This window comes from Endozoicomonas sp. ALB115, from assembly GCF_049310245.1.
Classification (GTDB): Bacteria; Pseudomonadota; Gammaproteobacteria; order Pseudomonadales; family Endozoicomonadaceae; genus Endozoicomonas.
The window spans coordinates 12166-27388 of sequence record NZ_JBLYZG010000064.1 but is presented as its reverse complement, the minus strand read 5'-3'; the positions used below and the strand labels follow the sequence as shown (position 1 = coordinate 27388).

The 15223-nt window shown below is 46.6% G+C and carries 13 protein-coding genes; 2 read left to right on the top strand and 11 right to left on the bottom strand.

Translation table 11 applies throughout. The features are described from left to right. Window positions 1–86: 86 nt before the first annotated feature. Both ACO6VE_RS20390 and ACO6VE_RS20385 read left to right on the top strand, forming a co-directional pair. Window positions 87–293 (top strand): hypothetical protein, encoded by a 207-nt coding sequence (locus tag ACO6VE_RS20390; RefSeq protein ID WP_422463142.1) that lies wholly within the window; start codon window positions 87–89, stop codon window positions 291–293. Then, complete coding sequence (locus tag ACO6VE_RS20385) at window positions 293–526, top strand: hypothetical protein (protein WP_422463141.1); 234 nt, start codon at window positions 293–295, stop codon at window positions 524–526. Before ACO6VE_RS20390 ends, ACO6VE_RS20385 begins: the two co-directional genes overlap by 1 nt. 1 nt (window position 527) lies before the next feature. Here ACO6VE_RS20385 and ACO6VE_RS20380 read toward each other — a convergent pair whose 3' ends face one another. The 11 genes from ACO6VE_RS20380 to cydX form a co-directional block, all read right to left on the bottom strand. Beyond that, window positions 528–1400, bottom strand: a complete 873-nt coding sequence (locus ACO6VE_RS20380) for a GIY-YIG nuclease family protein (RefSeq protein ID WP_422445430.1) — start codon at window positions 1398–1400, stop codon at window positions 528–530. A gap of 84 nt (window positions 1401–1484) precedes the next feature. Beyond that, window positions 1485–2570, bottom strand: a complete 1086-nt coding sequence (locus ACO6VE_RS20375; protein WP_422463139.1) for an HNH endonuclease — start codon at window positions 2568–2570, stop codon at window positions 1485–1487. Between the two features lie 5 nt (window positions 2571–2575). After that, window positions 2576–3280: an OmpA/MotB family protein gene (locus ACO6VE_RS20370; RefSeq protein WP_422463137.1), complete on the bottom strand. Its 705-nt coding sequence runs from the start codon at window positions 3278–3280 to the stop codon at window positions 2576–2578. Beyond that, complete coding sequence (locus tag ACO6VE_RS20365) at window positions 3280–4791, bottom strand: MotA/TolQ/ExbB proton channel family protein (RefSeq protein ID WP_422463135.1); 1512 nt, start codon at window positions 4789–4791, stop codon at window positions 3280–3282. The genes ACO6VE_RS20370 and ACO6VE_RS20365 overlap by 1 nt, the downstream gene beginning before the upstream one ends. A gap of 77 nt (window positions 4792–4868) precedes the next feature. Then, complete coding sequence (locus tag ACO6VE_RS20360) at window positions 4869–7889, bottom strand: type III restriction-modification system endonuclease (RefSeq protein WP_422463133.1); 3021 nt, start codon at window positions 7887–7889, stop codon at window positions 4869–4871. A 14-nt stretch (window positions 7890–7903) separates the two neighbouring features. Then, the gene (locus ACO6VE_RS20355; RefSeq protein ID WP_422463131.1) at window positions 7904–9886 is read right to left on the bottom strand and encodes a site-specific DNA-methyltransferase; all 1983 of its coding nucleotides are present in this window, start codon (window positions 9884–9886) and stop codon (window positions 7904–7906) included. 26 nt (window positions 9887–9912) lie between these two features. Further along, window positions 9913–10677: a DUF4391 domain-containing protein gene (locus ACO6VE_RS20350; RefSeq protein WP_422463130.1), complete on the bottom strand. Its 765-nt coding sequence runs from the start codon at window positions 10675–10677 to the stop codon at window positions 9913–9915. After that, window positions 10674–13913, bottom strand: coding sequence for a helicase-related protein (locus ACO6VE_RS20345; RefSeq protein ID WP_422463128.1), 3240 nt, complete (start codon window positions 13911–13913; stop codon window positions 10674–10676). Before ACO6VE_RS20345 ends, ACO6VE_RS20350 begins: the two co-directional genes overlap by 4 nt. 236 nt (window positions 13914–14149) lie before the next feature. Continuing rightward, window positions 14150–14398, bottom strand: coding sequence for a LexA family protein (locus ACO6VE_RS20340; RefSeq protein ID WP_422445416.1), 249 nt, complete (start codon window positions 14396–14398; stop codon window positions 14150–14152). Window positions 14399–14593: 195 nt separating this feature from the next. Next, window positions 14594–14893 (bottom strand): hypothetical protein, encoded by a 300-nt coding sequence (locus ACO6VE_RS20335; protein ID WP_422463126.1) that lies wholly within the window; start codon window positions 14891–14893, stop codon window positions 14594–14596. Window positions 14894–15094: 201 nt separating this feature from the next. After that, window positions 15095–15214: a cytochrome bd-I oxidase subunit CydX gene (gene cydX / locus ACO6VE_RS20330; protein WP_163373267.1), complete on the bottom strand. Its 120-nt coding sequence runs from the start codon at window positions 15212–15214 to the stop codon at window positions 15095–15097. Window positions 15215–15223: the final 9 nt, after the last annotated feature.

The window sequence follows — 15223 nt, the reverse complement described above, 5'->3', positions numbered from 1 at the left end:
ACTCAGGCTACAAATAAAGGAGGGCAGTGCTTGGGTAAGCGGAGGTGTTCACGCTTACCAGAATTAGCGTTCACGTTTACCAGAATATGCACATAGGTGGCAACCAGAGCATTACTACCATCGAGCTACCTCTGACCGATACCAATACCGCTCCCGGACTAATTGAGCCGGGAATGCTAGTCGAGGTTCAGGATATAACGGGAGACTGGCAAGCCCTTTGTCTGGCGACCAGTATCAGTGCCAGTGGCGTGGGAACCGTTATTCAAAGCACTGAATTGGAGAGGCACTACTGATGGCAACCACTAACATCTGGCAACAGTTCAAGGCGCTCATTCCAGAAGGGGGGCGGATCGTGGCTACCATTACCGCCAATAACGGCAATGGCACCAGCCAGGCAAAGCTTAGAGATGGCTCGGTTATAGCGGTTAAAGGGGAGTCTGTAAGTGTTGGGGAAAAAGTATTTATTGAAAAAGGTGAGATCAAAGGTACTGCGCCGAGTTTGGCGCAGTACGAAGTGGAGGTTTAAGTTAAAGCCCAAGATCCCTTAAAGATTGCTGATGATCATTGACCCAGGAAGTCGGACCATTAGTACTTCGCCCCCTAAGCGTGCAGGCAGCTGCACTGGGGCTACTGAACTCATAATCTTCGGTGAAGACATAACAATTATCACTTTCCGCGAGTATGCCTTTTTCAATTAGCCTGGTTCTACTGGCCCGCAAGCGTTCAGGGCAAGAATTAACGGGGTGTTCAACCGCCTGTGAGCCTTTAAAAACGGTAAAGCCACCCTCAGAGCGCTTACCAGTTGCCATAAGCGAGCCTTTGACCTTGCAATAAAATAACGATGCACTCTCTGATGCAAAAGCGGAAGTGGTACTGCCAGACTTGGTCGTTGGCAAAGAATATACCAAGTGGTGAATCCCCAACACAGGCAGTAACTGCAACATGCGCTCAATATAAACATCCATTTCTGCACGATCCGCTTCAGGCAATGAAGAGCCGCTTGCAGCATTATTCATGATAATGGTTCGCTTATTAGTTTGAGCCAACTGAATCAGTTTTCCCTCTATGTAGCGTATATGGGCTTTCGTCAGGTTATCGTCTTTGCTGACAAAGGCAGAGGTATGAATCCAGTAGTCTTTTTCCTCATTTTTGGCATGCTGTTTCAGCCGCTTGGAAACGTCCTCTGCTTCGCCTATGTAAAAAACCGGATCTCCAGACTCAGAATCAGTGCCCGTTAGCAGATAAACCCCTGGGCTGCTCAACTCTGGCCGAGTCAGAAAATCATCAAGATCACTTCGAGGTCCGGCAATGGCCTTGCCTGTCCAATTGGAAATTTCGGCGGTACGCAGTCCGGTTGGGCTGCCTTTGACAAGGAACAGTTTGATAGTGGCTGGCTGCATATACGAGAATCACGTTCAATAAATATACAAGCCATATCGACCCCATCAACTTGATCATTATTGATTGGCAAGGGTTTTATTTTTTCATAAGAAATCTTCAGGCTGAACAATCTTCCAGCCTGGTATAGCCTGATCAATCTTTTCGATGGTTATGGCTAATTTATTCTCAGGCCAGGCAACATCGGTGATAGCAATAACATCACCACGATTGTTGGTGATTGAGTAGCCAATTTCTGGAGGTTGATACCCTTTCTTTTGTAACTTTCTAAGCACACCATCGAGTGCTGAATCGGCGAGCTGGAGTACCTTGCTCCACTGTTTCTCAATCAAACCTTGTTCCAGTCTAAGCTGGGTAATAATTTGCATGTCACGATGTTTGACATGCATGTGACCATGCTCTTTTCGGTGACAATCAACACAGAGTGCCTGAAGATTTTCAGGGCGATTATTTCCTGGAATGGTGTCGATATGATGGGTATGAAGCAGGCTTTTGTGGCTATTCAGGTTTACATGACAGTTTTCACAGGTATAGCTCCTTGATGCCTTGTAGTTTGCAGAAACAGTTGGCCAATCAGGTGTATAGTCTGCTTTACTGGGGTCGCCTCCAATACCGCTGGGTAAATAAGGAAAGAAGGAACTATAAGTGGAGAAAAACTGTGGTATATCAAAGGAATCCCTTACCGTCCGGCGAATGGCTCTGTCAGAAGCTCCCTGATAATTGAGCTTTTCAAGACAGTACATGCACACATCAAGACTGACATCCCCTTCTTTTGTGATTCGATCAATTTTACTTTTTCCGAAAATACGAAATTCGCCTGATAGATTATTTGTTGCCTTATATTTTTCAAATTGTTTTTGTTTTTTCATTTTTTCAAGATGAGAACAGAAGCCAACATGAAACTTTTTTCGGACTGATTTATCAATTAATGCTTTTTCAATATCTCTGTTCGTATGGTTGGGAATATAAAGTACTACCTGCCGGCCCTCATAAGAGAAAAGACCACCCCTTAATTGCAGTTCTTCCGGGTTAACCTCAATACCCTCACCGCCCAAACGAACATCAATTTCCTTGATAGGTTTGACTTCTTCATCCAGTGAGAAGTCACTGCGACGGGCTCCAATTTGGCTGGCAATATTCCACAAAGCACTAAAGTCAACGTCAAGCTTCATATTGATTATTCCACAAGAATTTTTCTTATTTGTGTTTCAGCGTTCGTAACCACTCTGAAATCAACCCGACGAGATCTAATGGCATCTTCCAATCCATCATCTGTCAATATCGGTCTTGAGGACGAATAACCAACAGCAGCGACATTCATTCTGATCCAATCTCTGCGTTGTTTATTGGCTTCTGTATCATGAATATATTTCAGAACAGAATTTGTCCTTTTTTGGGAAAGATTCATATTATTGAAATATGCATCTTCCGTACTTGAACCCTCCCAGTCAGAGCTGGTATGCCCTTCGATTCTTATTTCTTCAACTACATCACTAAACTGTTCGAGGGTAGAGAGAAATCTCGGAAAGAAATTACTTAAAATAAGCTTGAATGAATCAGTAACTTCGGACTTGCCTGTGTCGAATAAAATATCCGGCGATTTGAACCTGAAAGCCAGAGAATCCCTGTCAATTTCAGCATCCCATTTTGCCAGATCATCCTTAAACTCTGCCATCAGACTTTCATAAATAGCCACCTGGTTGCCCTGGTACGCAATTGCAACATCTTTGATTTTGTTCCGTTCAATAATGGCAGAGCGCATTAGGGCAATGGATATGAACAGGAAAACCATCATCAGCCCGGCCATAAGGTCGGAAACATTCATCCAGTGTTCACTGTCCTGGTGATTGGCCTTGCTGGATTGCCCTATGATTTTCTTCATCAGTAACCGTACCCCTTGTCATTGTCCCGGGGCGGCTTATGAGTGGAAACCATACGGTGATAGTCTTCGGCCATCTTCTGTGTGATGCTGGTCAGTGCTTTACCCATTTCTTGCATTACCCGGTTCAGCTCCTGCTGCAATGACTGGTCAAGTGCCGCAAGCTGTCTGTTAACCCCTTCGCCTGAACGGCTGACAGCCTCGCGGATTTGACCTTCAACAGCACCAAGAGATTTCTTTGACTGGTCCTGGATGGTGGTAAGCACTGCACTAATAGATCGCTCAAGCTCACCCTGAAGATTCTTACTGCTGTGTTCAAGACGCTCCACCATATCTCTGGTGGTTTTATGAACCTGTTCAGATCCATCTTTCAAAGTGGTAGTGATCGAGTCGGCATTACTTGTGAGGCTATCGGCCATACTGGTAATAGAGGCATTGGTCTGGTTGACGGAGGTACTGAATTGGGTCGCACCTTCCAACATAACCTTTTTCATTTCCTGTGCGCCTTGCTGAAGCTGATCTCCTACTCCCTTAACTTGAGACTGAATTTCAGGCACTGCCTTAACTGCCTGGTCTCGCATATTTACAAATGCCTCTAAATGGCGCTGGAGCTCCGCAATTTGATGCTGATTAACTTCCAGAACAGCTTTCAGCTGATCCATAGACGCCGGGATTTCTCCTGTTTTTTCACTGATGGTGGATACGGCATCCCGGGTACTGTCTATTGCTTTGACTCCCTCTGCGTATTGCTGGCTCATTTGGGTCAGCTGTTCCATATATTGCTGTTGCCAATCCACCAGTTTTTTGACCGAAGCATCCAGGGCTTTAAAGTTTTCTCCAAATTGTTCTGTCAGATTTTGATTAAACTCCACAATAACTTGCTTCAGAGCTTCGATAACTTGTTCGGTGGCCGACTTGGAGAGCATATCCGCAAAATTCTCCATTTGAGCCCAAAGCTTCAGAGAAAAAGCTTGATACTCTTCATCACGTTTTTTGGCTGCATCTCGAAGATCGCTGCGAAGATTCTTTAATTGACCATTAACTGAGCCTTCCTCGTTACCGGCCAAGCTTTCTCTCAACTGGGTTAAAAGCTCTGTCTGACCTGATAGCTGTTGGTAAATATCCTTAGGGGTTACATCTTCTTTCTCTTCTCCATCTTCCCTCATCGGGGCAAATTTCCATGCATCCAACGCTTTGAAGAGAATCGAAGCAAACATACCCACCAAACTGGTGATAAAGGCTGTTTTCAGACCATCTAACAGTAATGAAATACTCTCATCAATCTTATCGGGCTGGAAATGCACCAGACCAATGATAATCCCGGTAAAGGTTCCCAGAATACCCAGTGAAGTCATGACGTTGGGTGCATGTTCGAGAAAACGTGAATGTTTTCCACGTCTTGCCTCAAAAATAGCCAGTACAAATACACCCAGAATTAACCAAATAAAAATATCAGTCCAATGCTCTGATGAAGCTTTATAAAACAAACCCTCGAGAAAATTTCCTGGTGACATTGAAATACCTGTATAAAGAGTCGTAATCTGCGTTAATCGGCTGTGTTAGTGCTGCCTTTATTTACTGAATAAGTGGCTTATCCCGCCACCTGATCAACAAAAGACTCAAAATTATTAGCCTTGGCAAAGCTAACATTTTCACCCAATGCCTTAAAGTGTTCCCGCCCACAATCAATCTTCGCTTGCTCAGTTGGCCTCAGGGCATCACTGAACAGTGAGCCTTTGGTTTCCACCACAAAATAGAGATTCTGGCTGCCATTGTTCTCCACCAGTACCGCCCAGTCCGGGTTATAGGTTCCCAGCGGGGTATCAATTTTGAACCAGTCTGGCAATTTAGCGTAAACCTTCACCTCTTCGCTCTTCTCAAAGGCTTCGGCAAAGTCGTGCTCTACATCGGAGTCGTAAATGACATGGTCATACACCGATTTCCCCGATTCAAGCATATTCTTACCCAGATAGCCTTTCAGCTCCTTATCCTGGAACAGCTCCTGACAGTAGAAATGTTCATCACCAATTTTCTGGTATTTGATGCCATCCACAATAGATCGGCGCATCACCAGTTTGATGATATTAGTGGCTTCATCAATGAACTTCTGCGGGTTATTACGAAAGGCATCAAGTCGGTTGCACCGGGTAAGGATGCTGACGATTGAGCGACGGGTCAGGTTAGTGGCGTTTTGCAGATAACTGACGATGTCCGGCAACTTATAGTCTTTGGCATCATAGGTATAGGTTTGAGTTTTGCTCTCCGTTACCTCTAGTCCACTGCGCTTGGTGGCGACGGTGCCTTTGGCGTATTCAAACTTGGTTTTACCGGCCACCAGATCTTTCTCAATGGTTTTGGCACACTCTTCTACCAGGGCATGGTGATCAAAATCCACCCGGTACGTGGTCTGGTATTTAATGCGCTCCCACAACGACTTGAACTCTTCACCCAGGAACACAGCCTTATTCAGTTTTACCGTTTCCCGCTTGCTGCTGTCTTTGATGTTAAGGCCGCCCGCTACTTTCTTCAGTACTGCCTGAATCTGCTCTGATTGGGCCATCACGTCATAAGGCAGGTCAAGGTTGCCCTCCTTCAGCGCCGTTTTAAGATCATCCTGAACTTTGCCTTTCTTGTCGATATAACCGGCATCCAGCAGGTGTTGCCATATCTGTTCTGACTTCTCAGCGCCAAGAAATTCCGGTTTTCCCCCCTGGTGTCTGATCACGATATTGGCAAACAGGTGGTCGTCCACCACGCCAAAGCGAATGCCTTCTTCTTCCTCGATCTCTTTTTGCAGACTGGCGACAAAATCCTCATAGGACTCATTGGCCATCACGGTCAGCGTGTTCACCTCAAAACCATGAACCCGTTCGCCCTGCTGGTTAACGGCAATGCGAAGACCACGACCAATCTCCTGTCGTTTTTTAATCACTGAGGCGGTTTCGTTCAGGGTGCAAATCTGGAACACATTGGGATTATCCCAGCCTTCTTTCAGCGCAGAGTGGGAGAACAGAAACTTCAGTTTGCAGTCCAGGCTCAGCAACCGTTCCTTCTCTTTCATGATCAGATTGTAGGCGCTTTCATCCGCTGCCGTTTTCCCGCCTTCGCCCTTGGCAGAGAGTTTGGAGTCTTTAAACTGTGCTTCACCAGCGCTGTCTTTCTTTTTATCAATGGCGAAGTAACCATTATGAAGCTGGCTCACTAACGCCTCTGGCGAGGTCTCTTCAAACAGGCTGCGATATTTCCCTTTGCGGGCAATGTTGACATATTCTTCTTCAAAGATTTTGGCGTACTTGCCTGGCTGGGCAACGCCATCCTGGTAAAAGCGATAATTGGCGACTTTATCGATAAAGAACAGGCTGAGGACCTTAATGCCCATGGGAATCAGCAACAGCTCTTTTTCCAGATGTTCTTCAATGGTCTTGCGGATTTGCAGACGCTTAAACTCATCGTCATCGACACCGCCAATCAGCTCACCTTTGCGGATCTCATCGGGCTTGCTGGTAAAGTCGATGTATTCATCGCCGGTTTTGCAGTAAATATCGTTGATGACATAGCCTTCATAGACATCACGACCGCCAGACAACTCATACAGGTCATCGTTGGCTTTGACGGTTTTAACCACCCGCTTGACCTTGCCGGACTGCATGACATCCATTTCGATCTTTGCCGAGATGCCACTGTTATTGCTTCTGGTGTCGAGCAGTTTGATGTAGGCCTTGTTGTGCCCATCGCGCACATCGATATGGGCCACTTCAATCTGTTTCACCAGCTTCTGCTCGTAAGCATCAATGGAATCCAGCTTGTACAGCAGGTTGTGCTTGTCTTTATGGGTCGCAGAATAGCGGAAGGTACACAGCGGGTTCAGAGAAGCAATCGCTTCTTTGGACTTGGCGGTGGTGTCCACACTCTGAGGTTCATCAATAATCACCACCGGATGGGTCGAACGGATAAACTCGATGGGCTTCATACCACTGAGTTTGTCGTGGGTTCGGTGGATCAGGTTGGCTTTGGTCTCTTTATCCGGATCGGTAAAGCTTTTGCGAAAGGCATCAATATTGATCACCATGATCTGAATATAATCATTGGTGGCAAAGCTGCGAACCTGGTCCGGCTTTTGAGAATCGTAAACAAAGTAATCGTACTGAACGTTGTTATACTGCTCTTTAAAGTGCTGCTCGGTAATTTGCAGCGACTTGAACACCCCCTCCTTAATGGCCACCGATGGCACCACAATAATAAACTTGGTGAAGCCGTAGCGCTGGTTCAGCTCAAAGGCTGAGCGCAGGTAAACGTAGGTTTTGCCGGTGCCGGTCTCCATCTCCACGGTAAAGTCCATGGAGTTCAGCTTTTTGGATTGTTTGAGGCCCTGATTCAGCTGCACCTGTCGCACGTTATCCAGCAGCTCATCGGGCAGCAGCTCCAATCGGTTACCCACACCCAGATCATCGTATTCCGATCCCTGATAGAGATCAGCCTGATGGGCAGCAGGGGCACTGTAAGCCGGTACGGAAAAGTTAGTCTGGCAGGTTTCCTGGCCTTCAAAGACACTGACCACCGAATCGATGGCCACTTTTTGATAATCCAGATCGGGATCAAATTGAATCTTCATTGTCTATCCCGTCCTTAGATACTTTTCACATCATCAATGCCAAACTGCTTGAGCACCTGAATGGCATTGGTTTTAACGACTGGGTCAGCAAAGCCAGCGTCTTTGAACACCACGCGCATGACTTCCGGTTGCAGTTCTTTCTTGAGGCCTCCAATGGCATTGACGACATCGAGAGTGATTTCATCATCCAGGCAGATCATCAGAGCGCCGTTGCCAATGTTGTGCACGGTTTTACCGGCCAGAATGTGTTCTTCGATGGGCAGGGTGAGGTCGAGGCCGTATTTCAGCAGGATTTCGTAGAGTACATCGTCGGCGGAGCGGTCTTTTTTCAGGCTATCATCCGCTGCGGCAATCATATCTTCCACGTTGTCGAAATCGGCATCCCAGGGTTTTATATTGCTGGAGTCGAGTTTGAATGATTTAAAACCTGTATCAACACTGTATTTTGTATCTTGGTTGTTTTGAATATCAACGCCTGCAAGCTTAATCCTTTCTTTGCCAATTTCAGATATTTTTTTAAAACCATGATTAAATGCCAAAGTTTTCTTATTGCAAGGTTCCGGGAGCTGTACCATTATGAATTTTAGATTCTTGTTGATAGTTGAATTGATTTTCATGACAGCATGTGCAGTAGTACATGAACCGGAGAAAAAATCTAATACTAAATCGTTTTCTAATGTTAAATAAGAAATTACTCGATAAAGATCACTAACGCCTTTTGGGTTGTCGAATATTTTATCCCCCATAAGTTCAATGAATTCTTGGGTTATGGTTTGCGCATAACTGTAAAAAACAGAGGGCATGACTTGACCATTGCTCTCAAAAAGATAACTGGCAATTCGAGCCGAAGTTTGGTGATCGTCACCGAATACAACTTTTCCATTGTTATACTCTTCCCAAAATCTTTCAGCTGTAGGGTATACCCATCCTCTACCGGGCACTGGCACTGGCTCATTTGTGATAGGATGAAGAACTTCATATTGTGGTCCACCTCCACCGGGCCAACTGATATTGCCATCATCTCTATATGGACCTCTAGGTCCGACTTTAGAGTACCTCATTAATCTTCTGCGTGGATCAGACAAGGGGATTTCTTTAAACCAGTTTAGCCAGTCTTCTCTAACTTTATCCCAATCAGAATTATGCTTTTTGGTTGATTCTTCAATTATTCTCTTTGCTTGCGCAATGCCAGGTAAAGGTTCTTTCAACTCTGTATTTAAATCTTTGAGGAGTTGTTTGTTTTTTGCAAATATAATCATGTATTCATGACCAACAGAGAAAAACTTAGCATCATTTTTTCTGTTTTTATCCCAGCATAATGTTGCTAGGTGATTCTGCTCTCCAAAAATATCATTTAAGATTTCAAGCATGTTTTTGATTTCAGCATCATCAATGCTTACAGCGATAAAGCCATCTTCTTTTATTAAATTCCTTGCTAGCTTTAACCGAGGGTACATCATACTTAACCAATGAGTATGATAACGTCCTGATGTTTCTGAGTTAGCGGAAAGCTTATGACCTTCTTCCCCAACTTGACCGGTCAGCTCCAAATAATTTTTTATATTGTCTCGATAATTATCCGGATAGATAAAATCCTTCCCCGTATTATAAGGCGGATCAATATAAATCATCTTCACCTTTTTGTGATAGCTCTTTTGCAGCAGCTTCAGCACTTCCAGGTTATCACCTTCAATAAACAGGTTTTGCGTGGTGTCCCAGTCTTTTGATTCTTCTTTGCAGGGGCGAAGGGTGCCGGTAGAGGGTGTTTGCGCCAGACGACGGGCGGCGGCTTTACCATGCCAGGTGAAGTTATAGCGTTCCTTATCGCCATCAATCACCTGATTGCCCACCAGTTCTTTCAGCACATCCACATCAATTTTTGCACCGCTGGCGTCTTCCGTGATCAATTCCGGAAACAATTGCTTCAGTTTGCTGATGTTGTCCTGAACCATATCCAGGCTCAGGCTGCCATGATGGCCCTGGGTGATTTTTTCCATGGAGGGAATCTCTATCCGTTAATGAATTACAGCTGGGTTTTCAGCGTCTGAATCTGTTGATCCAGCCGTTTAATCTGCATATTCAGTTCAACCTTGTGGTTAAACCGGGTTTCCTGTTTCAGTTCGGCTCGCAATAACGACACCTGTTGCTGGTGACTGCGTAACTGATCCAGTCGGGTTTGCCGTTCGCTTTCTGTGTCTTTGGTCAGTGTGTAGTGACCGGTCAAATCGGCGCAGTTCAGTGCCACCACCCGGCGCACCAGATCCTGATAGCACTGATAGAAATTGATAAAACTGCATCGGGGCAGCGCAAAATCCGCAAGAAACGCCTGCTGGTTAAGGGTGAGCTGCGACAAATCCAGCCAGCCGGTATCGAAACTGCGCTCAAGCGTGAGTTTGCTGCTGTCGGCCAGATTGATCCGTTTATGGGCAAGGGAGATGGCGATCTGACTTTCCCGGACAAACACAAGAATGGTGGGGTAGGGAATTGCTTTCTGGATCAGCTCTGCCAGTTTGGTCGGTTGTTTATCGGTGTTGGTTGGTTTTTTCAGGGTGATTTGCAGCAGCGCTATTTCCAGGTATTCTCGTTGTGGATCTTCGTATCTGGAGATATTGATGGTCTCCGGACTCAGGCTGTAGCGAAGCGCCAGCGTGTCGATCTGCTCATTGATCCGTTTTTGGTCGCTCTTGCTGAAGGCGACGTTACTAAACAGCTGTTTTTTGTAGATGCGCTGTTGCAGTTGGCAACTATCGGGTATGGCCAGTTGTTGGTAAAAGTCGTTCAGGGTCATGGGGCTGCAGCCTGAGCCGGTTCCCGTATGATCAGAAAACTGACCACTTCAAAATCAATCATGCCCTGGAAGCGCCCCTGATTCAGTCGTGTACCGCCACGGCTGAACAGGCTGTCGATGCCTTTTTCCTGATGGGTGCCAATAATGCTGCTAATCGCCGTTTCCAGCAGTTGCCGGTAATGCTCCATGTCTTTGCCATGTCGGGTTATGGCGTTGAATGACGCAATGGCTTCCTGGTTGGGCAGGTGATGACCGAGCCCCTGCTTTTTCAGGATATCCAGCATCTTTTTGGTTTGGCTGAACGGGTACTTCACCTCATTGTCGTCGGTGACATAGACCAGATAGTGCGGTGCCAGCGCATAGCCATCGGACGACGATGGTTCTTGAGCAGTGAGTTGCCTTAAGCAGAAGAGCGCACCCGGCTCAATGGTGTGATCACCGGTCTGGCGAATAAACGCAGGATCAATGGCGCTGGCGGCAAATAACCCGGTGTAAGCGGATTCCAGATCGCCCAGATGCTCTTTCATAAAGCCCGACAGATCCATTCGGAAGTCATTCAGTGTCAGGTCAGTAATGGAAACACTGCCGGAAATATCTTCCAGGTCTACAACATTGTCTTGTAATTCCTGCAACTGTTTGCGGCGGTACTCCAGATCGTTCATCTGTTTACCGCTGTCCTGCTCAATGACGTTTTCTTCACCAGTGGCGGATATATCCAGCAGCACCATACGACCACTGACCCGGGCTTCCAGGTTGATGTATTCGTCCAGCTCCATATTGGGCCAGAAGTTGACCAGCTGAATAACGCTGTTCTTTGAGCCGAGGCGGTCTACCCGGCCAAATCGCTGAATAATACGGACCGGGTTCCAGTGAATGTCATAATTGATCAGGAAGTCGCAGTCTTGCAGGTTCTGACCTTCGGAGATGCAGTCGGTGGCGATGAGAATATCAATCTCATCACCGGGGCTGTCATTCACCTTGCTTCGCTCTTTGGAGACGGGCGAGAAGGCCGTTAACAGGTTGTTCAGGTCACTGCTGACGCCAGCGAGCGTGCTTTTATTGCTGCCTGCTCCGGTGACCAGTGCCGTATGCAGCCCGAGCTGCTGGCTGACCCACGGCGCAATGTGCTGATACAGGTATTGGGCGGTATCCGCAAAGGCGGTGAAGATAATCACCTTTTTATTGCCTGGGTTCAGAGGCTGCTGACATTTACGCTCAATGATGGCTTGCAGGCGATGCAACTTGGCATCCCGCTTTGCATCGATGGCCTGAGCTTCCGTTAATAGTTGTTGCAGACGGGTGCGGTCTTCTTCCAGGTCCTGGCCCCAGAGGATGTGATCGATATCCTTGATCAGGATTTTGACCTTTTTACCAATGAGGTAAGCGTCAAACTCCGGGGAGTCTACCTCGATATCGTTAATGCTGAGTTCTTCAACCTCATCGCTGGCATGGTTGTCCAGTTTGCTCAGCAGCATGTCCACGGCCCCGAGCAGTTTTTTCAGGGTCAGTGCGAAGGAGTGGATGGAACTTTCCATCCGTTTCAGCAGGTTTACCCGCATCAGGTGAATCAGGCTTTGCTCACGATCCACCATTTTGAACACTGAGCCTTCACTGACCTGAACATCGTATTTGCGGTTATACTCTGCCCGTTTTTCCATCCGTACATACTTCAGTGGCGCGTAAGCGCTGAGGTTTAAGCGCCGAATGATACGATTGATCTCTTTGAGTGGTGGAAACTGGCCGTTTGAATCGATGTCTTCCTTGATATTGAGTGGCTTCAGGCGTTCCGGGAAGGCACCGATTTCCGCGATGTCATAGTACTTTTCAATATGCTTGCGGGAGCGGGCAATGGTGAGCAGATCGAGTAGCTTGAAGTAGTCGAAATTCATGCCTTCCAAAAGTGATTCGGTGCTGCGCTGTGCTTCGTCGAGCTTTAGCCATTGATTAAACTGGGTCTGGGCTTTTTTCAGGGTGATTTCTATGCTGCTGATGCCTTGTGCTTCAAAGGCGGTGTCTTGCCCTTCGGTGATGAAGGCAACCTGGTTTTTCAGGTCGTTCATCCGGTTATTGACCGGTGTTGCCGAGAGCATCAGTACTTTGGTTTTTACCCCGGAGCGGATGATGTCATCCATCAGCCGGGAGTAGCGGGTATGACCTTCTTTAGCGGAGCTGCTGTTACGGAAGTTATGGGATTCATCAACCACGATCAGGTCATAGTTGCCCCAGTTGATGGTTTCCAGATTGATCTCACCGGATATGCCGGTGGTGCGGGTCAGGTCAGTGTGGTTGAGTACATCGTAGTTGAACCGGTCTGCCGCCAATAAATTGCGCTTGTCGTTCACTGTGTAAACGGTCCAGTTTTCCCGCAGCTTTTTGGGGGCAAGAACCAGGACCCGGTCGTTACGCAGTTCGTAGTATTTGATAACTGCCAAGGCAGAGAAGGTTTTACCCAGGCCCACACTGTCGGCAATGATGCAGCCGTTATAGCGTTCCAGCTTGTCGATGGCACCAAGCACACCGTCTTTCTGGAATTTGTAGAGTTTGTTCCAGACCAGGGTATCTTTAAAACCGGTTTTGCTTTTGATAATGCTGTCTTCGTCGATCTCTTCCAGGAAATCTTTGAACAGATGATAAAGGGTCAGAAAGTAGATGAACTGGGGCGATTGATCTTGAGTCAGCTGGTTAAGCTGGTCCAATAGAAGTTGTTTGGCATCGCTGGCTGACGGGCTGTCCCAGATGGCATCAAACCACTCCAGCATACCTTGGGTGGCAGTGCTGTCTGTCAGGCACATATTCATATCAAACTGATCAGACTCACTGTAACCAAGCCCTGTGCTGGTGAAATTTGAACTACCCTGAATGGCGGTATCGTTGTTATCTGCCTGGCTGAGATGGAAGATATTCTGATTGGCCATACAGGTGGAGCGTACTTCTACTTTGCGCTCAATCCATCGGGCACATTCTTTGGCGATTTGCATCTGGTTGAGCTGATTTCTGAGGCGGTATTCACAGCGGTCACCGATTAGCTCAGCAAAGGGGGTATTGTGAGCTGTTTCTGGTTGCAGTGATTTGGATAGCAACAGACGTATTTCTTCTACAGAAGATAATTCTTTCTTTAGCGAGTCAAAACCATAGATGGAGAATAGGCCAGAGAGTACAGACAGCTTTGTTCCTTTGGTCAGGTGCCGGCGTAGCTCTTCGCCCACCTTACCATTCTGTTTGTTGTCCAGAAGCACGGCTACAGTTCCATTTTGTTTTAACTGGGTACGCTACCGCCCGTGGTTTTTACCATTGTCTTTTATTGACGCCGGGGAGCATGGGACCAGATAGCTCAGAGGTAAATTTTGGGAAGATAGTCATTGTACGCATGTAAGGTGTTTGGCGGTAGTCGTGCATTTGCGAAGGGAAAGGGAAAAGCTGTCCACTTTGGGAATGAGCAGGTTCTGAGCTAATTTCGCGACCAACGGTTTATTTAATCAAGAAAGGGCAGTTCTTCAACAGGAAGCTCCACCTTCATTGTCCGGGCTTGTCCAGGTACCCTACTAATCAGGCCAAGCTGGTGCAGTTTCACTACCATCTGGTGAACGGTGGGAGGAGTAACCTGAAAATACCGCTGCAAATCCTTTTCCGCTGGTGGCATGCCGTTGATCTTCGTGTAGTAGTAAATAAACGACAGATACTGGCCTTGCAGTGGCGTATAGGTCGGTTTCTTTGAACTCATAGTTAGTGCTTGAACTTCACGACATGGCAAATGGTGGCGTTTGAGTAACAAGGGACTGAACCCGATCCATTCTTTTGCTGATATGGGCTAATAGCAGTGCAGTAACCGACCTTCACCACCCCTTGGTAACATTTTGATTTTAAACGATTAAATATCGTGCCAACCATATATTCGAATAGAATATATGGTTCAAAATCAAATGATTACGTTATTTTGGTGGTGAAAGTGGGCAGTAAGAATTGTTGCTTCCCTTTCGCCGTATTCAGTATCGCTAGCCACCAGATCAACTATGGCTTTATAGGTGCGCAGTTTGACCGGCTCGTCGCTCTGGCTGAACATGGCGGCGTGGGTGGCGTGCATAATCGCTTTTTCAAATTCTATGCCCAGAATTTTGGTGTAGTTCCTGGCGTGTTTCTCGCATTCCTTGCCTTTCATGGTGCTGATGGCCTGGGCCAGTTTGAGGTCTGGAAGTTTGAGCAGATCGCGGGTTTTCATGGTTTGAAAGCACTTCTTATGCAGTGGTTGAGGCGGGAGTTTATTCGATGGTTGTGGGAAAACCAAGGTGTACCAGATAGATACAAAAAAACGGTACCATTTTCCCCGAATACCATTCACCACAAAACGCAGCAAAGGTACGGTTTGGTACCGTTTTTGAGGCTCAGGTTACAATCAAATTGCAACCTGAAAAATTTTCGATCAATCTAACTCATTGATTTCATTATCAAAATTGTCCGAATGAAATTCGTACCACATCACATTAATAATCCCAAAAGCACAAGCCAGCAGTACACCCAGGATCCATGCAAAATACCACATTGTTTAGCT